We start from the raw sequence: 24,226 nt of genomic DNA, 5'->3' as shown, positions 1-24,226 counted from the left end.
GGCCATGGTGGATGAACTCTCGAAAGGCCATATTCGCTCCGGTAATTTCATGACGGTTGCCGGCCCCGTCCCGGTGGAAAAGCTCGGCGTGACGCTGATGCACGAGCATATTCTCAACGATTGCCGCTGCTGGTGGCACGCCCCGAAAACGCCGGAGCGGCAATATCTGGCGGAGGGCTTGGTCTGCCAGGAAATCCTCGGCGAACTTCGCCAGGATCCCTTCGTCAACAAGCACAACATCACGCTGGATGATGAGCCGCTTGCGATTAAAGAACTGCATGAATTCGCCGCCCAGGGCGGCCATACAGTGGTGGAGCCGACCTGCCAGGGTATCGGCAGAAATCCGCTTGCCCTCAGGCGGATATCCGAGGCGACCGGGCTCAACATCGTGATGGGGGCGGGTTATTATCTGGCCTCCTCCCATCCTGAGAAAGTGGCAGCGCTCAGCATCGACGACATCGCCAATGAAATCGTTCACGAGGCGCTTCAGGGCGTCGACGGAACCGGCGTGAAAATCGGTCTGATCGGAGAGATCGGTGTGTCCTCGGACTTCACCCCCGAGGAGCAAAAATCGCTGCGGGGTGCGGCGAGGGCGCAGGCCCGTACAGGTTTGCCCCTCATGGTGCATCTTCCGGGCTGGTTAAGGCTGGGTCACAGGGTTCTCGATGTAGTCGAGCAGGAAGGCGCGGATGTCAGTCACACCGTTCTGTGTCACATGAACCCGTCGCATGATGACCTTGGCTATCAGGGAGAACTTGCCGGCCGCGGTGCCTTCATCGAATACGACATGATCGGAATGGATTTCTTCTATGCCGATCAGCAGGTCCAATGCCCGAGTGACGACGAAGCGGCCAACGCCATCGTCCAGTTGGTGGAGCGGGGATATCTGGACCGCATCCTGCTTTCTCACGATGTTTTCCTGAAGATGATGCTGACGCGGTATGGCGGCAATGGTTACGCCTATATCCTCAAGCATTTCCTGCCGCGATTGAAGCGGCATAGTCTGGATGACCTCACCTTGCAAATCCTCATGCGGGATAACCCGCGCTCGGTCTTCCAGGCGAAGACGTGACGAACCCATAGAAATGGAACGAAAAATGACAAAGAAAATACTTCTCGTGGGCGAAAGCTGGGTCAGCTCCGCCACTCACTACAAGGGCTTCGACCAGTTCGGCAGCGTCACCTTTCACTTGGGCGCGGAACCTCTGGTAAAGGCGCTCGAAAGTAGTGAATACGAGCTGACCTACCTGACGGCGCATGATGCTGTCGAGAAACTTCCCTTCGATATGGCGGGGCTGGATGCGTATGACGCGATCATCCTCTCTGACATCGGTGCCAATTCGCTGCTTTTGCCGCCTGCGGTTTGGCTGCACTCGAAAACCGTTCCAAACCGTCTGAAGCTTCTCAAGGCATGGGTCGAAAAGGGTGGCGGCCTGCTGATGGTTGGCGGATATTTCTCGTTCCAGGGTATCGATGGCAAGGCCCGGTGGCGTCGCACCCCCGTGGAAGATACGCTTCCCGTGACCTGCCTGCCATGGGATGACCGCGTTGAAATTCCAGAAGGATCGACGGCCGACATTCTGATGCCGGATCATCCCACCGTTGCGGGTCTTTCCGGCGAATGGCCGCTTCTCCTCGGTGTCAATGAGGTAGAGGTGCGCGAGCGCGCGGATGTGGACGTGGTCGCCCGCCTGCCTGCGGAGCAGGGCGGTCATCCGCTTCTGGTCACCGGCGTTTTTGGCCAGGGTCGGACAGCGGCGTGGACATCCGACATTGGTCCGCACTGGCTCTCTCCCGCCTTCTGCGAATGGCAGGGCTACGGCCGTTTGTGGAAAAACATTCTGGGCTGGCTGACAGAAGCTCGCTGAGCGCGGCGGCAGGTATCGGTGGAGAGGATCGTCAGTTGGACAAAATATCCGCGAGCTCAAGGATATCGGGAAAGGCTGAAAGCGTGCCCCGACGACTGACGGTCAGCGCAGATGCCTTTGCGCCATGCCTCAACGCCCGTTCATCCACACTGACGTTTCTCAACGCGGCGGAGGCCAGCGTGACGGCCATGAAGCAATCGCCAGCACCCGTCGTGTCGACAACGCCAGTTTTTTCGGCGGGCACGGTCAGGCATTGGTTTGTCGTGCCCAGCATCGAACCCTCGCCGCCAAGGGTGAGGATGACCTGGCGGACACCGGCTGAAATAAGCAATTTTATCGCTGTCGATCCGGTATCCCCGGTCAGGGCGGCCGCTTCGCCGCGGTTGAGGAAAGCGATGTCCGTGAGCGGCCAGAGACTTTCAAACCAGGGTTGGAGAGGTGACGGATTGAATGCGGTGATCATTCCCGTTGCCTTTGCCTGCGACAGTGCGAGACGGGTGGTTGTTTCACCCAGATTGCCTTGAACGACGAGAAGGTCGCCGGGGCTGGCTGTACCAAGGGTTCCGGCCACGTCTTCCGGGGTCAGGGATTGTGCGCAGGCAGTGGTCGTGACGATGCTGTTTTCACCATCGGGCGTGTTGAAGATGATGGAGAGATCGCTGGTCTGCCCATCCATGCCAATGAGGTCGGCGGTCAGAGGTTCGGTTGCAAGGCGGGCGCGGATGGTCGCAGACCTGTCATCTGTACCTACAGCAGCAGTCAATGTGGTATCGAGCCCGCATCGGGCCATGACAATGGCTTGATTGCAGCCTTTTCCGCCAAGATCGCGGAAGGCCTGCCGGCCGAAAATCGAAGCCCCGGCTTCCGGCAGGGCGGAAACGGAATAGGTTTCGTCGAGCGCGATATTGCCGATGACGAAGGCACGCATGAAAAACTTTCGAGAGGACAAGGCATGCAGATCATATCCGACAATAGGGCGAACGCCATCCAGGAAATCTTTGGTCGTGACAAGGCCTTGATCGGCATGGTGCATTGCCCACCGTTTCCCGGAGCACCGAGGTATCGTGGCGCGGCCATGGATGCCATCTACGACGTCTGCATGCGCGACGCCGAGGCTTTGATCGAAGGCGGTATGCATGGTCTTCTCGTTGAAAACCATGGCGATATTCCCTTTTCCAAGCCGGAGGATATCGGTCATGAGACAGCTGCCTTCATGAGCGTGGTGACTGACCGGGTCGCGCGGGCGACTGGCGTTCCGCTCGGTATCAACGTGCTTGCCAATGCGCCGATCCCGGCTTTCGCCACTGCCATGGCAGGCGGGGCGAAATTCATCCGCGTCAACCAGTGGGCCAATGCCTATGTCGCTAACGAGGGTTTCATGGAAGGGCGTGCGGCGGAAGCGATGCGTTATCGATCCCTGCTCAGGGCCGAGCACATAAAGGTTTTCGCCGACAGCCACGTTAAGCATGGCGCGCATGCGATCACGGGTGATCGTAGCATCGATGAGCTGACCCGCGACCTTGCTTTCTTTGATGCGGATGCGGTGATCGCTACTGGCCAGCGAACCGGTAACAGCGCAACGATGGCGGAAATCGAAGAGATCGGGCAGGCCACACATCTTCCGCTTCTGGTCGGTTCTGGTGTTGGGGAAGCCAATATCGTTGAAATCCTGAAGCGCACCAGCGGTGTCATCGTCGCTTCGTCGCTAAAACAGGGCGGTGTCTGGTGGAACCCTGTCGAGCCTGCCCGTGTGCGATCGTTTGTTGAGGCGGCGCAGCCAGGGCTTTCGGGTTGAGGGCAAACGGGAAATGATGATGATGCAAACTCTTTCGATCAACGGGCAGCGACTTATCGATCGACTCGACCGGTTTGCGCAAATAGGCGCGACGGCAAAGGGTGGCGTCAACCGCCAGGCCTTGACCGGCCTCGACCGGCAGGCGCGGCAATTGCTGACGGAGCTGGCGCTGCAGCGGGGCTTCAAGGTCTTTCAGGACCCGATTGCCAATCTGTTCATTCGCCGCGAGGGGAGCAACCCGGATCTGTCGCCGCTGCTTATCGGCAGTCATCTCGACAGTCAGCCCACAGGCGGTCGTTTTGACGGTGCGCTCGGCACGCTCGCAGCTTTTGAGGTTCTGGAAACACTCGAGGATTGCGGGGTGGAAACCGAGCGGCCGGTGGAGGTCGTGTCTTTCACGAATGAAGAGGGCTGCCGCTTCGCGCCGGGCTGCATGGGCTCCATGGCCTTTGCCGCCGGTTCAATTCCAAGCGCCTGGGAGACCATGCGCGCGACTGACGGTGCGCTTTTCGCAGATGAACTCTCCGCCACGCTGGAAAGTCTCCCGGTTGCCGCGATGCGGCCTCTGGGCACGCCGGTTTTCGCTTATCTCGAGGTCCATATCGAGCAAGGCCCTTCATTGGAAAAAGAGGGCTTACCGATCGGCATCGTCACCGGCATACAGGGAACGCGCTGGCTGGAGGTGATTATCGAAGGGCAGACCGCCCACGCTGGAACAACGGCGCTGCAATATCGGCACGACCCCATGCAAGCCACGGCCAACGCGTTTGCTGAACTCTATCGCGACATCATGCCGGCCGATCCGGCCGCGCGTTTCACGATTGGCCGAATGGCCCTTGAGCCCGGCGCGGTGAACGCGATCCCGGCAACGGTGCGCTTCACGATCGATTTTAGACACCCTTCGCTGACAACAATCGGCGTCATGGAGCAGACAATCCGCATGGCTATCCAGCAGGCAGCGGCGGACACAGGCTGCTCGGCGACTATTTCGCAGATTTTTGACATGCCGCCGGCAAGTTTTCCGGATGAATTGCTTGCCGTATTGGATCAGGCCGCACAAGAGCGGGACTTTGCAACAAAGAGAATGCTCTCCGGCGCATTCCACGATGCGCTTTTTATGAACCGCGTCGCGCCATCGGCCATGATTTTCGTACCCTGCCGGGATGGTCTCAGTCACAATGAGGCTGAATATGTGGAGCAGGAGCATAGTATTGCGGGTGGCAACATGCTCTTGGCTTCGCTTCTCCAGCTGCTGGCGCCGACGGCAGCGTTGTAAATTGAATGTTTGCGGGGAGCTTTCGCCCCTTGTTGGGGTTGCTCCGTTTGCAGATCACTGCGCGCTGGCCGATCGCGAGTATAGTTCGGTTGAGAAAAAGCCGAAATGAATCAGCGCTGTAGCAAGTGATCGTATGAAACTGCCTTTTGCTTGAAACTTTCCTCCTGTCGCTCTCGTCACTTGTGCTGTTCCCCGAGACGGGAACGACAGGCCTTCAGAGGCGCGCTTCCGCGCCGAGGCGATTAGGGAAGAGGAATATTCAATGTTCAAGTCCGCAATCCGTACGCTCGCCCTTGCGACGGCAATCTCGACTCTTGCTTCGGGTGCCTTTGCTGAAAATCCAAAGGTCGGCGGTGCAGCAATGTACGAAAACAAGAACATCATCGAGAATGCCGTCAACTCGAAGGATCACACCACGCTGGTCGCCGCCGTCAAGGCTGCCGGTCTCGTAGAAACCCTTCAGGGCAAGGGACCGTTCACGGTCTTTGCTCCGACCAATGAGGCCTTTGCCAAATTGCCGAAGGGTACAGTCGAAACTCTGCTGAAGCCGGAAAACAAGGCGCAGCTGACCAAAATCCTGACCTGTCATGTCGTGGCGGCCGATGCCATGTCCAGCGCCATCGAGAAGATGATCAAGGATGACAACGGCACCCATGATGTGAAGACGGTCGGCGGCTGCATCCTCAAGGCGAAGGAAAGCATGGGCAAGATTACCCTGACCGACGAAGCGGGTGGTGTTGCGCATGTGACGATCGCCGATGTCAAGCAGTCGAACGGCGTCATTCATGTCATCGACAAGGTTCTGCTTCCGAAGATGTGATTGCTCTTATCTTCTGCATGCCTGATCCGGCCACCTCCTCGGTGGCCGGATTTTTTTGTGCTCGACGTTGCTTCTATCGGTGAGTCTATGGTTTGCCGGCATCGCGTACGGCAGGCCGCGGGGAGGAATGCCGGGCGCATCCCTGGGGGCACGACGGCAGACGGCATGCCTGCCCGCATGTTCTCCTGTTCCGTTATCGAAAACAGAAACAGAGTGCGCTATCTTGCCTTCCGGCCCTGGTTGACGTACTCGAAATCGATAGGACCCTGGGCCGATTAACAATAGTGTTTCGTGGCGCTGCGTTTCGGCGCCATACACCTCATGACGTTGGGATTGCGATGAACCTTTACTTGGATTACCTGGCTGAGATCGAAAGCAGAAAAACTCAAGGGCTCGCTCCCAAGCCGATCGACGATGGCGGATTAACCGGCGAAATCATTGCCTTGATCAGGGATACCGGTAGCGAATATCGCGCGGATGCCCTCAAATTCTTCATTTACAACACCTTGCCAGGCACCACGAGCGCTGCCGGCGTCAAGGCGGCCTTTCTGAAGCAGATCATTCTGGGCGAAACTGTCGTTCCGGAGATCACGCCCACTTTCGCCCTTGAACTGCTGTCGCATATGAAGGGTGGCCCCTCCATCGAAGCGCTGCTCGACATCGCCCTTGGCGATGATGCCGGGCTTGCCCAGCAGGCAGGCGAAGTGCTGAAGACGCAGGTGTTCCTCTATGACGCCGACATGTTCCGGCTGCGTGATGCGTTCAAGGCGGGCAATACCGTCGCGAAGGGCGTTCTTGAGAGCTATGCCAAGGCTGAGTTCTTTACCAAGCTCCCCGATGTCGAGGATGAGATCAAGGTCGTGACCTTCATCGCCGCCGAAGGCGATATTTCGACCGATCTTCTGTCGCCTGGCAACCAGGCGCATTCGCGCTCCGACCGGCAGCTGCACGGCCAGTGTATGATCACGCCGGAAGCGCAGGCGGAAATCGTCGCGCTACAGAAGCAGCATCCCGACAAGCGGGTGATGATGATCGCCGAAAAGGGCACGATGGGCGTCGGCTCGTCGCGCATGTCGGGCGTCAACAACGTGGCGCTGTGGACCGGCAAGCAGGCCAGCCCCTATGTGCCCTTCGTCAACTTCGCCCCGATCGTTGCCGGCACCAACGGCATTTCGCCGATCTTCGCCACCACTGTCGACGTCACGGGCGGCATCGGCATCAACCTGAAGAACTGGGTGAAGAAACTCGGCGAAGACGGCAAGCCCATCCTCAACAATGACGGCAATCCGGTTCTGGAGCAGAAATATTCGGTTGAGACCGGCACCGTTTTGAAGATCGACGCCAAGAACTACAAGCTTCGTGACGAGAACGGCACGGAACTGGTCGATCTCTCATCCTCCTTCACACCGCAGAAGATGGAATTCATGAAGGCGGGCAGCTCCTATGCCATCGTCTTCGGCAAGAAGCTCCAGACGTTTGCGGCTGAAACGCTTGGCGTCGAGGCCACCCCGGTCTTTGCGCCCAACAAGGAAATTTCCATCGAAGGCCAGGGCCTCACCGCCGTGGAGAAGATCTTCAACCGCAACGCCGTTGGCGTCACGCCCGGCAAGGTGCTGCATGCCGGCTCCGACGTGCGCGTGAAGGTCAACATCGTCGGCTCGCAGGACACGACCGGTCTGATGACGGCGCAGGAACTTGAGGCGATGGCGGCAACCGTCATTTCGCCGCTGGTGGATGGTGCGTACCAGTCGGGTTGCCACACGGCCTCCGTCTGGGACAAGAAGGCGCAGGCGAACATTCCGAAGCTCATGTCCTTCATGAACAACTTCGGCGTCATCACTGCCCGCGACCCCAAGGGCGTCTATCATTCGATGACGGACGTGATCCACAAGGTGCTGAACGACATCACCGTGGACGACTGGGCGATCATCATCGGCGGCGACAGCCACACCCGCATGTCCAAGGGCGTGGCCTTCGGTGCCGACTCGGGCACTGTGGCGCTGGCACTGGCGACGGGCGAGGCGACCATGCCGATCCCGCAATCCGTCAAGGTCACCTTTAAGGGCAAGATGCAGCCGCATATGGACTTCCGCGATGTTGTCCATGCGACGCAGGCGCAGATGCTGAAGCAGCATGGCGACAACGTTTTCCAGGGCCGCATCATCGAAGTCCATATCGGCACGCTGCTCGCTGACCAGGCCTTCACCTTTACCGACTGGACGGCCGAGATGAAGGCCAAGGCGTCGATCTGTATCTCTGAAGACGAGACGCTGATCGAGTCGCTGGAAATCGCCAAGTCGCGTATCCAGATCATGATCGACAAGGGCATGGATAATGCCGCCCAGACACTGAAGGGCCTGATCGCCAAGGCAGATCAGCGTATTGCCGAAATCCGCTCGGGCGAAAAGCCCGCTCTGGCCCCTGACGACAATGCGAAATATTTCGCTGAAGTCGTCGTGGATCTGGACGTGATCGACGAACCGATGATCGCCGACCCCGACGTCAACAACACCGATGTCTCCCGGCGCTACACCCATGACACGATCCGTCCGGTGTCCTATTACGGCGGCACCAAGAAGGTCGATCTGGGCTTCGTCGGTTCGTGCATGGTGCATAAGGGCGACATAAAGATCGTCGCCCAGATGCTGAAGAACATCGAGAAGGCCGAAGGCAAGGTCGAGTTCAAGGCGCCGCTCGTGGTCGCGGCACCGACCTATAACATCATCGACGAGCTGAAGGCGGAAGGGGATTGGGAAATCCTGCAGAAGTATTCCGGCTTCGAGTTCGATGATCTCAAGCCGAAGACTGCCAACCGGACGGAATACGAGAACATCCTCTATCTGGAGCGCCCGGGCTGCAACCTTTGCATGGGCAACCAGGAGAAGGCGGAGAAGGGTGATACTGTTCTGGCAACCTCGACCCGTCTCTTCCAGGGCCGCGTTGTTGAGGACACTGCCGAGAAGAAGGGTGAATCGCTGCTGGCCTCGACCCCTGTCGTGGTACTGTCGGCAATCCTTGGCCGCACACCGAGCGCTGAGGAATACAAGGCCGCCGTGGTAGGTATCGATCTGACCAAGTTCGCACCGCCGAAAGCTGCGCCAATCGATTCCCTGTCTGTCCAATACTAAAGTATTTCCGGGCGTAGAACTTTACGTCCGGAAAAACGTTTGAAACCAAAGATATAGAGCGCGTCCACCGAATTTAGTTGAAACCGGACGCGCTCTAGGGTTGAAATTACCCGTCAAATTATTGGCAAAACGCCACAATCACGCGAAAAAACGCCGGCACATAACTTCTGATTAATACGCCTGCGGCAGAATAGGAATGATAATTACTTTCGATTAAATATCTATCCGGCAAGAAGCGGCGAGTATGTCTGAAATACGCTCATTTATTGCGGACGATCTCGTGTCCGTGGCTGACATGTTTCACCGTTTTTTGCGGAAGAAAGATGGGGCTGCGACAGATGATCTGACCTCATATTTGCGCGCCGTCTTTCTCGAAAATTCAAACATAAATCCGGATATTCACTCCAAGGTCTATGTGCGCGACGATGGGCGCGTGTCTGGATTTCTGGGTGTTTTGCCCGTGGCAATGGAACTTAATGGCCGGAACATACAGGCCGCTGTCTGCTCTTCCTTTGTCGCTGAAGACCGTGAGACCGATCCCTTTGCCGGAGCGCGTTTGCTGCGCGAAGTTTTGGGTGGACCTCAGGAGCTGACATTTGGGGAGACGATCAACGACGTTTCCGCCGATATGTGGAAGACGATGCGCGGCCAGCTGCTCGCCTCCTACAGTCTCGATTGGCTGCGGATTTTACGCCCGGCTTCATTCGGGCTGGAAATAGCCGCTGATCGTTTCTCCAGCACTTTCCGCGCGCTGACGCCGTTCAGCAAGATCATCGACCGCACCATTTCGGCGCGTGGCCATGGGCGAGCATTATCCTATTACGCATCACATCCGGACAAGGTGGACAGCTTTACCGACGACGACGCGAGCGATACCGAATTCGCGCGTCTGGCACGGGAACTCGTCGGCCACTTTCCGCTCCATCCCGTTTGGACCGAGGAAAGCCTGTTGCACATGCTCCAACACGCCAAACGCAAACGTCTGCACGGCGAACCAGTCCAGCGGATTGTGAGGGCCCGCGGCGGTAGAGCGGTGGGGCTTTTTCTTTACCACGGCAATCCAACGGGCATCGGCCGGACGCTGCAGATCATGGCCGTACCCGGGCAGGAGCAGATCGTGATCGACCGGCTGATCCGCAATGCCTATGATCGTGGTCTCGCGGCCATCAGAGGTCGCACCCAGCCGGCACTGCTCCGGGCGATGCTCGGCAAGAAATGCACGTTTCTGCATGCGTCATCCACCATCGTGCATTCGCGCAATGCGGACCTCCTCAAGGCAGCGACGGATGGGACGGCATTTTTCAACGGCTTTTGCGGTGAAAGCTGGACGCGCCTCATCGGTGACAGCTTTGGTCAGGCGGTCGAGTAATGTGCGGAATTGCCGGATTTTATCGACACGACATGCCGGCCGAGCGCGCAAACGAGCGCCTTGCGCTGATGGCGTCGCGTCTTAAGCATCGTGGTCCAGATGCGCATGGAGCCCTGCTGCGCGGCGATGTCGGCCTTGCCCACGCACGGCTGGCGATTGTGGGCATTGCCGATGGCGCGCAGCCGATGCGCACCGTCGAAGACGATCTTGCCATTTCCTTCAACGGCGAAATCTTCAATCACGTCGAACTGCGCGAAACGCTGTCCGCACGCGGCCACCATTTCCGCACCCACTCCGACACCGAAGTCATCCTGCATGACTATCGAGACAAGGGGCTGGATTGCCTCAACGAATTCAACGGCGATTTTGCCTTCGCCCTGCACGACGCCCGCAACGACACGCTGGTGCTTGCGCGTGACCGGATGGGTGTCCGGCCGCTTTATTATACGTGGCATGAAGGTACGTTTTATTTCGCATCCGAGATCGGGGCCCTTCTGGCGTTGCCGGGAATGACGGCCGAGATCGATCCGGTAGCGCTGGATCAGATATTCACCTTCTGGTTCCCGTTGCCGCCGCGCACCGCCTTTCGCGGCATTCACGAATTGCCGCCCGGTCATCTGATGATCCTGCGCGATGGCGCGTCCACGGTACGGCGCTGGTGGCAGCTTTCCTATCCTGACGGCAAGGACGCAGCACCGCCGGCAAGCCTTGGCGCGCAGGTGGAAGAGCTGACGGCGCTTCTGGCCGACGCAACGCGGATCAGGCTTCGCGCCGATGTGCCTGTCGGCTCCTATCTGTCCGGCGGGCTCGATTCCTCCCTCGTTTCTGCCCTGGCTGCGCAAAGCGTTAGCCGAGGCCTGCGCACATTTTCGCTGGCCTTCGAAAGTGCGGAGCACGACGAAAGTATCTGGCAGAAAACAATGAGCCAGCATCTTGGCGTCGCATCCGAAACCACGGAGTGCTCAACTGCGGACATAGCGCAATACATGCCTGAGGTCATGGAGCACGTGCAGACGCCCATTCTTCGCACAGCACCGGTGCCGCTTTACCTGCTTTCCCGGCATGTGCGCGAACGGGGCATGAAGGTGGTGCTGACCGGTGAAGGTGCTGATGAGCTGTTCGCTGGCTACGATATTTTCCGCGAAGCGCGGGTACGGCGCTTTTGCAGCCGCCAGCCGCAATCGGCTCGCCGGCCGAAACTGTTCCAGCGGCTTTATCCCTACCTTCCGGGGCTGAAACAGCAGACGCCGGATTATCTGGCACGCTTCTTCTCCTTCGGCGCAGAAGCCACCGACGAGCCGCTGTTTTCCCATCGGCCGCGCTTGCGCTCGACGGCGGCGGCGAAAATCTTCTTTTCAGCGGAATTGAAAGCGCAGCTTGGCGACTACGACGCTGCGGCCGATCTTGCCGCGCAGTTGCCGGAGGATTTCCGCCGCTGGCATCCGCTTCATCAGGCGCAGTACCTCGAGACAGCATTTCTCTTGCCCGGCTATATTCTGTCCAGTCAGGGAGACCGGGTCATGATGGCAAATGGAGTGGAAGGCCGGTTTCCGTTCCTCGATCCCCGTGTGGTGGACTTTGCCGCAGCGCTCCATCCCGAGGCGAAACTGCGCGGTCTGAAGGAAAAATATATCCTCAAACAGGCGGCAGCCGAGCTGGTGCCCGATTCAATATTAAACCGACCCAAGCAGCCCTATCGCGCGCCCGACGCAGAAGCCTTCGCGGATGCCGGCTATCTCGAAACCGTACTTTCCACCGGTCAAGTGAGGACCACCGGCCTGTTCCATGCCCAGGCGGTGGAAAAGCTGACGACAAAGGTGCGGCAAAAACAGGCGACCGGCTTTCGCGACAACGCCGCCTTCGTCGGCATACTCTCGACCCAGCTTCTGCACGCTGCCACGACCCATAATTCCACAATGTCATCGCAAAAAATCGAAGGAAGCTCCAAATGACCAATGAAAGCACCGGCATGAAAGCCGAAATTCGCGGTTTCATCATCGAAAACTTTTTGTTCGGTGACGAAAGCCGGCCGTTTGGCGATGATCTTTCGTTGATCGACAATGACATGGTCGATTCCACGGGAATTCTCGAATTGGTGAGCTTCATCGAGGAACGCTATGGCGTCCGCGTTGCCGACGGCGATATCGTACCGGCCAATCTCGATACGATCGACAACATCGCCGCCTTCATCGGTCGCAAGCAGACCGCCTGAAATTTCGGGAAGCGCCAATTGCGTATCGACCACTACCTGCATCGAAGTGCGGAGCGCCATGCCGGCAAGACGGCGCTGGTGGCCGGTGAGACGCGCCTGAGTTACGGCGAACTCAAGACGATGAGCGAGGCTTTCGCCACTGCTCTGATAGCGCGAGGCGCAAACCCGGGAGACCGTGTCGTTCTTGTGCTGGACAATGGCTGGCGCATGGCGGTTGCGGTTTTCGGTTGCTGGATGGCGGGCGCTGTTGCCTGCCCTATCAACCCATCGTCCAAGGCCGCACGCCTTTCGCAAATTCTGGACAGTTGTACGCCCTTTGCCGTGGTTGCCGAGGCCCGGCTGGAAAAGGTCGTTTCGGATGCGGCCGGTTCTTCTCCGTTGTTGCGCATCGTTTCCGGCGCGCCGAACCCAACGGCCGATAGTGTCGATTTTGACGCGATGCTCGAGGAACCGATAGGCGCGCTGCCGCAAAACCTGCTCGATACCGATCTGGCAGTAATCATCTATACATCTGGCTCCACCGGCGAGCCAAAGGGCGTGATGCTGGCACATGATAACATGGATGCGGCCGTCCGTTCGATTACCTTTTATCTCGGCAATAGGCCGGAAGATATTCTGCTCGGAGTATTGCCGCTTTCGTTCGGATATGGCCTGAACCAGCTGCTTTCCAGCGTTTTCGTCGGCGGCACGCTGGTGATCGAGAAATCCTTCGCCTATCCGCATCTGATTTTCGAGCGTATCCGCGACGAGCGGATAACGGGCTTCGCGCTGGTGCCGACCATGCTGTCCATCATGATGCAGACGCGCGATCTGCCGCCGGCGCTGTTTGAAAGCCTGCGCTACGTCACCGCTGCCGCCGCACCCTTGTCGCCCACCCATATCGACTGGCTGCGGACCTTTCTGCCGCATGTGCACCTGTTTTGCATGTATGGCCAGACGGAGTGTACCCGTATCAGCTTTCTGCCGCCGGAAGACCTCGACAGGAAACGCGGTTCTGTCGGCATCGCCATTCCGGGCACTGCCATCGCCGTGGTGAACGAGGACGGAGACAGCCTGTTGCCCGGAGAGGTCGGCGAACTCGTGGTCAGCGGGCCGCACGTCATGCGTGGTTATTGGCGCAACGAGGCTGCCACAGCGCGCGCGCTGCGCGTTGATGCCGCAACGGGCCGGACGCGTCTTCACACCGGCGACCTGTTTACCTGCGATGCCGAGGGTTATCTCACCTTCGTTGCCCGCAAGGACGATATCATCAAGTCGCGTGGCGAAAAGGTTGCGCCGCAGGCGGTCGAGGCCGTTCTGCAAGCCATGCCGGGCGTCTCGGACGCATTGGTCGTCGGCGTTGCGCATGAGGTTTTCGGTCAGGCGGTGAAGGCGATCGTGATCGCATCCGACGAGGCGATCACCGCAAAAGACGTCATGCGCTACTGCGCTCTGCACCTCGAAACCCACATGGTGCCAACACTGGTTGAATTTCGCGATTTCCTGCCGACGACGGATACCGGCAAGGTCAGTCGCCGCCTCGCTGCTCAAGATACGGAGAACAATCGATGACGAACAATGCACAGAGCCTGCCTTTCTCGCCGCTTGAACTTGATGCGGCGGCGGAGGTAGAGCGTATCGCCGAAAAAATCCGCCAGTCGCTTCGTTTCAACCTGCGCAAGCGTGGGCTGGTGCTCGGCATTTCCGGCGGTATCGATTCCAGCGTCTGCGCCGCACTTGCCGTTCACGCGCTCGGGGCAGCAAATGTTATTGGCCTGTTCATGCCGGAAAACGATTCCGACCCGGAAAGCCTGCGCTTGGGGCAGGCTTTGGCGACGAAGCTGGGTATGGACTGCGTGCTGGAAGATATCGGCCCTTCGCTTGCCGCCATGGGTTGTTATGAAAGGCGCGATGGCTTCATCCGCGAGGTTGTTCCTGAATACGGGCCGGGCTGGGCCTCCAAGATCGTCTTCGACAACGCCATGAGCACCGGCGCCTATAATATTTCCTCGCTGGTCGTCCGTTCGCCATCGGGCGAAACGCGCAAGGTTCGTCTCTCCGCAAAAGCCTATCTCGGCATCGTTGCGGCGACGAATATGAAGCAGCGCACGCGCAAGCAGTTCGAATATTATCACGCCGACCGCCTGAACTTCGCGGTGCTCGGAACCCCGAACCGGCTGGAGTACGACCAGGGCTTCTTCGTCAAGAACGGCGACGGCGCTGCCGACATCAAGCCGATCGCCCATCTTTACAAATCACAGGTCTATCAACTCGCGGCCCATCTCGGCGTCCCGCAGGAAATCCGCTCCCGCCCGCCGACAACGGATACCTATTCCATGCCGCAGACGCAGGAAGAGTTCTATTTCGCGCTTCCTTACGACAAGATGGATATCTGCCTCTACGGTCTGGAACACGGCGTGCCTGCAACCGAGATCGCCACGGCGACCGGGTTGACGGAGGACAATGTCCGGTTCGTCTGGACCGATATCGCCGCCAAGCGAAAGGTTGCGCACTATCTGCACCACGCCCCTATCCATTTCCATGAGGGCGCTCAGGCGAAATCCTGAGATTGTTCCAAGCGGCGCCGGCCTGGGCGATCAGGCTGGCGTATGAAACAAACCTCGATATGAATATGTAGCCGCCCGCCAGCAGAAGAGCTGCGAAAGCGGTATGCGGGCGGTAATTACATTTGTTAGTCAAGCCGTTAGGATTGGCAGTGCTTCGCCACCATTCAGTCCGCTGCGAATTCGCACGCCAACAGGGTCTTGTCGCCAAGTGCCGCACCTTCGCGCGCCACAATGGAGACTTTTCCCGGTCCAGCCAGACCTTCAGGCGGCTGCTGGTCCTGCGGAAGCTGCCGGGCATAACCCTTGCTCGATGTACCCATCAGGTCTGAAGTTTCCGGTTTCAAATCATATTTCGCTGCCAGAGCATCGGCACGCTGGCCCTTGATCAAAACACCGACTGCACGATTGGCGAAGAAGACTTCGTCACTCTCAAACCCATCGCGGCCGATCTGGTTCGGAAGCTTATAGATAGCCGCACCCAAAGATGATGTGTCGGCCTTTGCAAGTTTTTCGGCGGCATCATAAATTTCGGTCGCCGATGTCATCGAATAGGGCGGATTGCACAGGGCCGCATCATAGAATGCGGGATCGATTTCGGCAGCCAAAGCGCTACCGGCATGAAGCGCAGTAATGGCTACGGACATTACGACGGTGCCGCGAAGGAAAGGTGTGAATGCAAACATTGGCGTCCCTTAGAATTTGCCCGTCGTGCGTTTGAAGAGATTGCGTCAGGCTTTGCCATTCCTTGGAGCACCATAATTCACGCCCTGTCGATATACGCGAAGCGTTTTCCCCAGCTCGCCAGAACAAAACTCGTCATCCGACCGCAAGGAAAGCGGGGCGGAAGACGGCATTTCCATAGTGGGAATGAAAATGCTCTGTTGTTGCTAGCCTGGCCGATTCAATACAGTTCGGCCGGCTTGGTGTTTGACAATCTGCAGCATGGGCTGCCCGCCCATTTCGGCGGATTCAAACCGGGCAAGAAGGTCGAATGAGGTTACGGCTTCGCCCGCCTTGAAGCATTTTCCGTGGACGGCGAGATGTCCAAGCCCAAATACGGCAAGAAGAGCCTCCGTTTGGTTATCCGACGACGTGTCGAAGAGCAAATTCGCTTGGCCGAAATGCTCGAGACCGGTAGTCCAGGCTCTGGTCGCGCCGTCGTCAAAATAGAGTGTTGCCGAAAAATATTGAACATTGTCGCTTGTCACTACGATAACCTCATATTTCCGCTGCACTAGTCCGGCCGTTTTCACAGGCGGCGATAGCCCATCTAGTCGATTTTTGCGACAATATGATTTGCGCCGTCGTCAGAGCGATTATTCACTGATGGCTCAGAACGGTAACCGTTCGAGATGATCCCGATGCGCCCATGTCAACACGACACAGTTCGCCCGTACACGTCGACGATTGGCAAAAAACGGTCTGGTGGCTTTGCAGTCCCGCTTTATGCGGCAGCGCCAAGAAGTTCCGCCTGACGACGGATCGCATTCTCGATCACATGCCACAGTGTTTCCGCAGCGGAGCGCATGCCGAGGATGGCAAGGCGGTCCGGCGCGCGCCGGATGACGAAAACGCTCATATGTTCCATGCCTGTGCGCGTGGCGGCCCCTTGCCCGAATACCGAGGGATCGAGGTTCACCAGCTTCTGCATGAGCGCGACAATCGGCGCCTCGCCTGCGTCGCTCTCGATTTCGAAGGCGACGAAGCCATCGGTCTGTTCAGTCACGGAACAGGAAGGGCAAAGGCTCGCGAGTTCTGCGGCGAAATCCGTTTCGGCCCGGTCTGCGGCCTCAATCAGCCATTGGCCCGGCCCCGTCCAAAAAGCTGAAACCGTGCCTTGCTGGACCCATTTTCCGGGACCCGGCAAGGTGAGGTCAAAAGGCACCGGTTCTTTGACGTTGCGGCGCAGGCTGAGCGATGCGAGGGCAAGCCCCGAATTTTCCTCAAGTCGCAGCGTGCCATGGCGGGCGCGCCGCGAAGTTTGCGCGCCGAGTGCGGTTGTCGGCTTCAAATCAGGCACGGAGTCTCTCTCCCTCAGGGTCGATGAAATGGGGCGAGACCACACGCAATTCGACCGACTGTCCCTGCAAGGGGTTGGCCGCGACGACGATCTCTCCGATACGGTTTGCACCATCGGCAAGGAAACCAAGACCGATGCTGAAACCGAGGTTGGGCGAATAGCAGGCGGATGTGATCCAGCCTTGATCGGTCTCGGTATTCTGGCTGGCGCCGCGGGTAAACAGATGTGAACCTGACACCACAGGGTCCGTTGCCGCAAGCGGCTGCAGGCCGACGAGCACCCGGCTTTCGCCGACAAGCCCTTCGCGGCGAGTCATGACGGTACCAATCGCGTCTTTCTTGGCCGAAACCATCCTGCCCATGCCCAGCATCTGCGCCGTCGTCTGGCCGTTCAACTCGTTTCCGGCAGCATGGCCTTTTTCGATACGCATGACACCAAGCGCTTCCGTCCCGTAGGCGGTGGCTCCAAAATCCGCACCGATCTCCATCAGCCGGGACATCAGGGCATTACCGTAACGGGCGGGGACTGCAATCTCGTAAGCAAGTTCCCCTGAAAACGAGATCCGGAACAGCCGTGCTCGCAATCCCGCGCAAACCGTCAGTTCGGCGCAGGCCATGAAGGGAAAGGCTGCGTTGGAAAGGTCGAAACCATCGACAATGCGTTCGATAAGGCGGCGGGCGTTCGGACCGGCGACTGCGAGCTGTGCCCAGGCATCCGTTGCCGAGATCAATTGCACATCCAATTCCGGCCACAGGCATTGGCGGGCGAATTCCATGTGACGATAGACCGGGCCGGCCTGGGCCGTGGTCGTGGTGACGATATAATGATCCTCACGCAGACGGGCACAGGTGCCGTCATCATAGGCGTGGCCGTCTTCCCGCAGCATCAGGCCGTAACGGACCATGCCGACCTTGAGGCTCTTCATTGCATTGCAGTAGAGACGGTCGAGAAATTCAGCCGCATCGGCGCCCTGAACATCCACCTTGCCAAGCGTCGTCACATCGCAGATGCCGACGCCCTTTCGGGTGGCCAGAACCTCGCGGTCGACGGATTGCCGCCAATGGGTCTCCCCGGCTTGAGGGAAATATTGAGCACGCATCCATTGACCGACTTCGACGAAAACGGCGCCATGCGCTTCAGCCCAGGCATGGCTGGGTGTCAGGCGGCGCGGACGGAAATGTGCGCCGGTGTCGCCGCCGCCGAGTACCGCCATCGAAACCGGCGTATAGGGAGGGCGAAAAATCGTCGTACCCGTATCCGGTATCGATTTGCCCGTCAGTTCGGACATGATCGCCAATGCGGTGGCATTCGATGTCTTGCCCTGGTCAGTTGCCATACCAAGCGTTGTCCAGCGCTTGAGATGCTCGATGGGCCGCATGTTTTCCTGATGGGCGAGCTTGATGTCCTTGACCGTGACGTCGTTCTGAAAATCGACCCAGGCGCGCCCTTTCCCCGGCACATGCCACAGGGGCTTGATGCCGATTTGCGTATCCTCGGCCTCCGGCAGGGCTGGCCTGGATGCGGCGATCCCCATTTGCTCCAGAGCCGTTATGGCAGCGGATGCACCGGAGATCAGCGCCGCCCCCGTGCTGCCTTTGCCGGCCGCGGCCCCTGAAACGAGCATATGCGAGGGTACGTCACCGGGCAGGAATGCCTGTAGCCCGTCATCCCATAACGGGCGACCGCGCTGGTGCGATGTAAGATGAACATTGGGGTTCCAGCCCCCGGAGATACCAAGCGCACCGCAATCGATGGTTTCGTCATAGCCATCCTTGCGGACATCGATGGAAACCAACCCCAGCCTGCCTTTGCTGCCGGTAACTGTCGCCCCCGCAATCAGGCGGTATTCCGCAAGCGCCCGCGCATCCGGGCGCGGATCGATGACTGCGGCGATCTCGACACCTTTCGCAGCCAGGTCGATAGCGGTCCGATGGCCGTCATCGTTATTGGTGAAGATTGCGACCCTGCCTGCCGGACTGACTGCCCAGCGATTGGCATAGGCACGCAGCGAACCGGCAAGCATGATCCCCGGCCGGTCGTTATTTTTAAACGGGATATGCCTCTCTGTCGCCCCGGCGGCAAGCACCGTGCGCTTTGCAGTGATGCGCCAGAGGGACTGGCGTACGCCCTTAGGTGCGGCAAGATGGTCGGAAACCCGCTCGACCGCACCGAATATGCCATGGTCGAATGAGCCGAAAACCGTGGTGCGGCGCATGACGCGCAGGTTCGGCAGGGTTGAAAACTCCGCCTCTAGCGTTCCGATCCAGTCGGTTGCAGGGGCGCCGTCGAGCAGGTGGCTCTCTGCAAGCAGGCGACCTCCGAGGCGATTGTCCTCGTCCGCCAGAATAACCTTGGCACCGGCACGCGCCGCGGTCAGGGCAGCAGCCAGACCGGCCGCTCCGGCGCCGATGACCAGCAGATCGCAGTGAAGGAACCCCTTGTCGTAACTGTCGGGGTCCGGTTTCATCGACAGGCTTCCAAGTCCCGCAGCCTTGCGAATGGCGGGCTCATAGAGCTTTTCCCAGAACGCCTTCGGCCACATGAACGTTTTGTAGTAAAAGCCTGCGGTCAGGAAATCGGCAAACAGATCATTGATCGCAAGGGCATCGAAAGACAGGGACGGCCAGCGGTTCTGGCTTTTCGCCTCCAACCCGTCGAACAGTTCGACCGTCGTGGCGCGGGTATTCGGCTCCAGCCGCGATCCCGTGCGCAATTCGACCAGCGCATTCGGCTCTTCTGAGCCGGCAGAGATCACGCCTCTGGGGCGATGATATTTGAAGCTGCGCCCCATCAGGCGGACATCGTTTGCCAGAAGTGCCGAGGCGAGCGTGTCGCCGGGATGCCCCTGATAATTCTTTCCATCGAAGGTGAAATGCAGCACCTTGCTGCGGTCGATCAAGCCGTCCTTCAGTCTCATGCTTCATCTGCCTTCTGACGGAGCGCCACCTCGTTTGCGAGTTCCGCTCCGAGGATTTCATGGGTGACGGTGTTTCGCGTGACCACGAGCCAGCTGCGATCACCCTGTTCGTGAAACCACAGTTCCCGATGCAGGCCGGCGGGATTGTCACGCAGATAGACATAATCGTTGAAGTCTTTCGCAGCGCTCTCGGCCATTCCGTCCGGTCGACGCAACAGGGCGGCATCGCCGAGATAGGTGAATTCCTGAGCGTCGCGCGGCCCGAGCAGTGGGTGAGGGATCAGCATTGTTCAAGCCTCAGTGAAGGTTCGGTTGGGCACCGGCGCCCTTTTCGTCGATGACATAGCCCTTTTCGAACCGGTCGAGCCGGTAGGCCTTGGCCGTATCATGCGGGGTATCCGTGGCCAGCAGGTGCGCGAATGCATAGCCGCTGGCCGGCGTCGCCTTGAAGCCGCCGTAACACCAGCCGGCATTGAGATAGAGGCCCTTCACAGGCGTGTGGTCGATGATCGGTGAACCGTCCATCGACATGTCCATGATGCCACCCCATATGCGCAGCAGGCGCGCCCGGCCGATCATCGGCATCAGCGCCATGCCGCCCTCGGCGACATCTTCGATGACGGGCAGATTGCCGCGCTGGGCATAGGAATTATAGCCGTCGATATCGCCACCGAAGACCAGGCCACCCTTGTCGGACTGGCTGACGTAGAAATGGCCTGCTCCGAAGGTTATGACGCCCGGTATGGTCGGCTTCAGCCCTTCCGAAACGAAGGCTTGCAGCACATGGCTTTCAATAGGCAGACGCATGCCCGCCATGGCCATGACGCGGCCGGTCGATCCCGCCACGGCGACGCCGACCTTTCCGGCACCGATGTAGCCACGGCTGGTTTCCACGCCCTTGATCGTTCCATCCTCGATGCGAAATCCCTGGACTTCGCAGTTCTGGATAAGATCGACCCCTGCCAGATCGGCGCCACGCGCGTAACCCCAGGCAACGCCATCGTGGCGGGCAGTTCCAGCGCGGCGCTGGTAAAGGCCGCCCTTGATCGGAAAGCGTGCATTGTCGAAATTGAGAAACGGGATCATAGCGCGGAGATCGTCTTGCGCCAGCAGTTGCGCGTCCGCACCGGCCAGCAGCATGGCGTTGCCGCGACGGCGGTAGGCATCGCGCTGCGCGTCGGTGTGGAACAGGTTCACAATGCCGCGCTGGCTTACCATCGCATTGAAATTGAATTCCTGTTCAAGCCCTTCCCAGAGTTTCATCGAAAACTCATAGAATGGCTCGTTTCCGGGCAGCAGATAGTTTGAGCGGATGATCGTGGTGTTGCGCCCGATGTTTCCTGATCCCAGCCAGCCTTTTTCCAGAACGGCGATCCGCGACTTGGAGAAGGTCTTGGCTAGATAATAGGCCGTTGCAAGTCCATGACCGCCACCGCCAACAATGATGAAATCGTAATGAGGTTGCGGATCGGGGTTCCGCCACAGTGGGCGCCAGCCCTTGTGGCCGGTCAGGGCCTGTTTGAAAACCTGGAGAGCCGAATAGCGCAAATCTGTGTTCCTCGAAAACAGGGCGGTTGTCCAAGTTTATAGCGCGATACCGCACGATTTTTTTATCCGTGACGGACGCATTATTGTCCATTTTGGCCAAGTCGGCTAAGCTTGCCCTGGGGATTGTCTTGGAGCAGGTCATGCACGCCGAAGGGTCGATGTCGATCGGGTTCATACTCATTGAGGGTTATGCGCTGATGTCGTTGGCTGCGGCGGTTGAGCCGCTGCGCGCGGCCAATCACCTTGCCGGCAAAACGCTCTACCATTGCCGGTTTTATTCGGCGAATGGCGGGTTTGGCGCATCCACGTCAGGCGGAGGTTTTGATACCGCGCCCGTTTCGCGGGCTTTGTCTGAGAAGCTGGATCTGGTCTTCATCGTCGCGGGCGGAAATCCCATGCTCTATGAAGATCCGGCACTTGTGCGCAACCTGCGCACGCTCAACCAGCGGGGTGTCAAGCTCGGAGGCATTTCCGGCGGCGCGGCGATCCTTGCTAAATCCGGTCTGATGACGGGCAGACGTTTTACCGTTCACTGGACCCACATCGATCCGCTTAGTGAATATGCCAGCGATCTCCTGATCGAGCGTGCGCTCTACGTCATCGATCGCGATCGCTACACTTGCGCGGGCGGCGTTGCCGCCATTGACATGATGGGGGCTTTTATTGCGAAAGACCATGGTTCTGCCTTCGCGCGCGATGTCAGCGAATGGTTCATACATCCGCGTTTGAGAACGGCCGATGAGCCTCAGTTGGGCCGCGCCGGCCAACGTTTCAACGTCCACCACCCGGTACTCGAAGCTGCAATTGAACTCATGACGACCCATGTTGCGGATCCCCTGTCGCCGGAGCAGCTGGGCCAATTGTGCGGCAGCAGTATTCGCCAGCTCCACCGTCTGTTTTCCAGCCATTTCGACCAGTCCATGATGTCTTTTTACCGTGGTCTTCGGCTGGCAAAGGCGGATGAGCTGCTGCAGCAGACCTCGCTTTCGATCGTTGACGTGGCCTTGCTGACGGGGTTCTCGACCGCTGCCCATTTCACCCGTTGCTACACCCAGAAATACGGCGTCCCGCCCAGCAGAAGGCGTCGTGCCGGGAGAGATTTCGAGCAGCCGTCCGATGGTACCTGACGCCCTACCGGAACAGCGTGCGGTTTTTGCGATGACACTTCGGCAAGGCCGTGCGTCATGCCTGACGTGAAAGGGCCGTTTCGCGCTCCGCATCATGGATCAAGCCCATGATACCCTCGCTCATATCGGCATAGACGCCATTGTTTTCGACCACGCCTTTAACCCGATAGCGGTCCATGACAACAATGCGGTCGGCCAGTGCCACCATCTCCGGCATGTCACTGGTAATGACGAGAATGGCGGTGCCGCCGTCTGCAAGCTCGCGCAGCAGATCGTGCAGATAGGCCTTGGTCTTGATGTCGATGCCAACAGAAGGTTCGTCTACAATCAGCAGCTTCACGTCGGCGGCAAGCCACTTGGCGACGCTGATCTTCTGCTGGTTGCCGCCGGAAAGATTACCCACGGTCTGGCTCAGGCTCGGCGTCTTCACCTCAAGTTTCTGCAGGAAAGGGGTGACCGCCGCACGGATGCGGCTGTCGGAAAGCACGCCGAATGCGTTTGAGAGCTTGCGCCAGATGGGAACGCCCGCATTGGCGAGAACGGAATGCTGGAGAATGAGGCCGTCACCCTTGCGGTCCTCGCTGACGTAACCGACGCCGTATTCGTGGATGGCTTCGGCAACGGAGCGGATGCGGGCCGGGCGATCTTCGATCCGGACTTCGCCCTCCGTGACGGCGAATTTACCCATGATCGATTTTGCCAATTCGGTGCGCCCAGCGCCCACCAGCCCGTAAAGGCCGACGATTTCACCCTTGCGCACGGAAAGACTGACATCGCGATGGCCGATTGCGGTAGAAACACCTTTGAGTTCAAGCACCAGCGGATTGTGCTCGACCGCGCGTTTGCGCCAGCCACCGCCGCCTTCGGCACGGCCAATCATCAGGCGCACCAGGTCCTGGCGTCCGAGACCTTCCATCGACCGGCTTTCGCAGGCGTTTTCGCCATCCCTCAGCACCGTCACCCGGTCGCAAATGTCGAGAACCTCCTCCAACTTGTGGCTGACGAAGACCAGGCTTGCGCCATCATCGCGCAGGCGGCGCAGAATGCGGAAGAGGTTGTCCGTTTCGCTCGGGGTCAGCGATGTCGTGGGTTCGTCGAGCAAAAGAACCCGGCTTTGCAGGGAAAGCGCCTTCGCAATTTCCACGAGCTGCATTTGCGCAACGGAAAGCTCGGATACCGGCATCGCCGGATCGACTTCCAGATTGAGAGCCTGCAGCCAGCGGCGTGCGTCGCGGTTCAGCGCGGCGTAGTCGATGGGTTTGAGATAGTGCGCCCCAAGCTTTTCCATGTGGATATTCTCGGCAATCGAGAAGCGCGGGATGAGGTTGCGTTCCTGATGGACGACACCGATGCCGCGGGCAATGGCCTCGCGCGGGTTGCCGAAGCGTACTTCCTGCCCATCGACAAGGATTTGGCCACTGCTCTGATGGTGGACGCCGGTAATGACCTTGATCAACGTCGATTTGCCGGCGCCGTTCTCACCTAGCAACGCGTGGATCGATCCCGGCTCCAGCGAAAGATTGACGCCCTTGAGCGCCCGAACGCCGGGAAACACTTTTTCGATGTTGCGCGCCTGAAAAACAGGTTGCTTGTCCATGAT

General features: G+C 59.0%; 20 protein-coding genes. 12 read left to right on the top strand and 8 right to left on the bottom strand.

The features are described 5' to 3' along the window. Positions 1-4 precede the first annotated feature (4 nt). Positions 5-1,072, top strand: a complete 1,068-nt coding sequence (locus tag QE432_RS02555) for a phosphotriesterase family protein (protein WP_306623307.1) — start codon at positions 5-7, stop codon at positions 1,070-1,072. A 25-nt stretch (positions 1,073-1,097) separates the two neighbouring features. Beyond that, positions 1,098-1,868 carry a glutamine amidotransferase gene (locus tag QE432_RS02550; RefSeq protein ID WP_174012274.1) on the top strand — a complete coding sequence of 257 codons (771 nt, stop codon included), beginning with the start codon at positions 1,098-1,100 and terminating at the stop codon, positions 1,866-1,868. 31 nt (positions 1,869-1,899) lie between these two features. On the opposite strand, the gene QE432_RS02545 is transcribed toward QE432_RS02550, so the two are convergent. Next, positions 1,900-2,796, bottom strand: a complete 897-nt coding sequence (locus QE432_RS02545; protein WP_013762216.1) for a ribokinase — start codon at positions 2,794-2,796, stop codon at positions 1,900-1,902. A gap of 24 nt (positions 2,797-2,820) precedes the next feature. On the opposite strand from QE432_RS02545, the gene QE432_RS02540 reads away from it, so the two are divergent. From QE432_RS02540 to nadE, 9 genes are all read left to right on the top strand, one after another. After that, positions 2,821-3,663 (top strand): BtpA/SgcQ family protein, encoded by an 843-nt coding sequence (locus QE432_RS02540; RefSeq protein ID WP_174012276.1) that lies wholly within the window; start codon positions 2,821-2,823, stop codon positions 3,661-3,663. Positions 3,664-3,685: 22 nt separating this feature from the next. After that, positions 3,686-4,939 (top strand): Zn-dependent hydrolase, encoded by a 1,254-nt coding sequence (locus tag QE432_RS02535; RefSeq protein ID WP_174012317.1) that lies wholly within the window; start codon positions 3,686-3,688, stop codon positions 4,937-4,939. A 262-nt stretch (positions 4,940-5,201) separates the two neighbouring features. Next, positions 5,202-5,759 (top strand): fasciclin domain-containing protein, encoded by a 558-nt coding sequence (locus tag QE432_RS02530; protein ID WP_003518253.1) that lies wholly within the window; start codon positions 5,202-5,204, stop codon positions 5,757-5,759. Between the two features lie 338 nt (positions 5,760-6,097). Continuing rightward, the gene (locus tag QE432_RS02525) at positions 6,098-8,887 is read left to right on the top strand and encodes a bifunctional aconitate hydratase 2/2-methylisocitrate dehydratase (protein WP_019566858.1); all 2,790 of its coding nucleotides are present in this window, start codon (positions 6,098-6,100) and stop codon (positions 8,885-8,887) included. Positions 8,888-9,131: 244 nt separating this feature from the next. Next, positions 9,132-10,256 carry a hypothetical protein gene (locus tag QE432_RS02520; protein ID WP_013762220.1) on the top strand — a complete coding sequence of 375 codons (1,125 nt, stop codon included), beginning with the start codon at positions 9,132-9,134 and terminating at the stop codon, positions 10,254-10,256. Next, complete coding sequence (gene asnB / locus QE432_RS02515; protein WP_065705743.1) at positions 10,256-12,208, top strand: asparagine synthase (glutamine-hydrolyzing); 1,953 nt, start codon at positions 10,256-10,258, stop codon at positions 12,206-12,208. The genes QE432_RS02520 and asnB overlap by 1 nt, the downstream gene beginning before the upstream one ends. Continuing rightward, the gene (locus QE432_RS02510) at positions 12,205-12,468 is read left to right on the top strand and encodes an acyl carrier protein (protein ID WP_003518245.1); all 264 of its coding nucleotides are present in this window, start codon (positions 12,205-12,207) and stop codon (positions 12,466-12,468) included. The genes asnB and QE432_RS02510 overlap by 4 nt, the downstream gene beginning before the upstream one ends. A gap of 18 nt (positions 12,469-12,486) precedes the next feature. After that, a complete protein-coding gene (locus QE432_RS02505; RefSeq protein ID WP_174012278.1) occupies positions 12,487-14,019 on the top strand; it encodes a class I adenylate-forming enzyme family protein in 1,533 nt (510 codons plus the stop codon). Continuing rightward, positions 14,016-15,014 (top strand): NAD(+) synthase, encoded by a 999-nt coding sequence (gene nadE, locus QE432_RS02500; RefSeq protein WP_065705748.1) that lies wholly within the window; start codon positions 14,016-14,018, stop codon positions 15,012-15,014. The genes QE432_RS02505 and nadE overlap by 4 nt, the downstream gene beginning before the upstream one ends. Before the next feature lie 164 nt (positions 15,015-15,178). Here the strand turns inward: nadE and QE432_RS02495 are convergent, their stop codons facing one another. The 6 genes from QE432_RS02495 to QE432_RS02470 form a co-directional block, all read right to left on the bottom strand. Next, entirely contained in the window at positions 15,179-15,697 is a 519-nt protein-coding gene (locus QE432_RS02495; RefSeq protein WP_306623301.1) for a hypothetical protein, read from the bottom strand. A gap of 204 nt (positions 15,698-15,901) precedes the next feature. Beyond that, entirely contained in the window at positions 15,902-16,222 is a 321-nt protein-coding gene (locus QE432_RS02490) for a hypothetical protein (protein ID WP_236761584.1), read from the bottom strand. Positions 16,223-16,458: 236 nt separating this feature from the next. Next, the gene (locus QE432_RS02485) at positions 16,459-17,034 is read right to left on the bottom strand and encodes a sarcosine oxidase subunit gamma (RefSeq protein ID WP_306623299.1); all 576 of its coding nucleotides are present in this window, start codon (positions 17,032-17,034) and stop codon (positions 16,459-16,461) included. After that, entirely contained in the window at positions 17,027-19,951 is a 2,925-nt protein-coding gene (locus QE432_RS02480; protein ID WP_306623297.1) for a sarcosine oxidase subunit alpha family protein, read from the bottom strand. The genes QE432_RS02485 and QE432_RS02480 overlap by 8 nt, the downstream gene beginning before the upstream one ends. Beyond that, complete coding sequence (locus QE432_RS02475) at positions 19,948-20,238, bottom strand: sarcosine oxidase subunit delta (protein WP_003518230.1); 291 nt, start codon at positions 20,236-20,238, stop codon at positions 19,948-19,950. Before QE432_RS02475 ends, QE432_RS02480 begins: the two co-directional genes overlap by 4 nt. Before the next feature lie 10 nt (positions 20,239-20,248). Continuing rightward, entirely contained in the window at positions 20,249-21,499 is a 1,251-nt protein-coding gene (locus tag QE432_RS02470; RefSeq protein ID WP_003518227.1) for a sarcosine oxidase subunit beta family protein, read from the bottom strand. A gap of 140 nt (positions 21,500-21,639) precedes the next feature. Here QE432_RS02470 and QE432_RS02465 point away from each other — a divergent pair, with 140 nt between their 5' ends. Further along, on the top strand, positions 21,640-22,626 hold the full coding sequence (locus tag QE432_RS02465; protein ID WP_065705754.1) for a GlxA family transcriptional regulator: 987 nt from the start codon (positions 21,640-21,642) through the stop codon (positions 22,624-22,626). Between the two features lie 55 nt (positions 22,627-22,681). Here QE432_RS02465 and QE432_RS02460 read toward each other — a convergent pair whose 3' ends face one another. Then, positions 22,682-24,223 carry a sugar ABC transporter ATP-binding protein gene (locus QE432_RS02460; protein ID WP_019566868.1) on the bottom strand — a complete coding sequence of 514 codons (1,542 nt, stop codon included), beginning with the start codon at positions 24,221-24,223 and terminating at the stop codon, positions 22,682-22,684. Positions 24,224-24,226 lie beyond the last annotated feature (3 nt).

The sequence above is a fragment of the Agrobacterium sp. SORGH_AS_0745 genome, assembly GCF_030818995.1.
In the GTDB taxonomy this organism is placed as follows: domain Bacteria; phylum Pseudomonadota; class Alphaproteobacteria; order Rhizobiales; family Rhizobiaceae; genus Agrobacterium; species Agrobacterium tumefaciens.
This window is presented reverse-complemented; position numbering and strand designations above follow the sequence as displayed.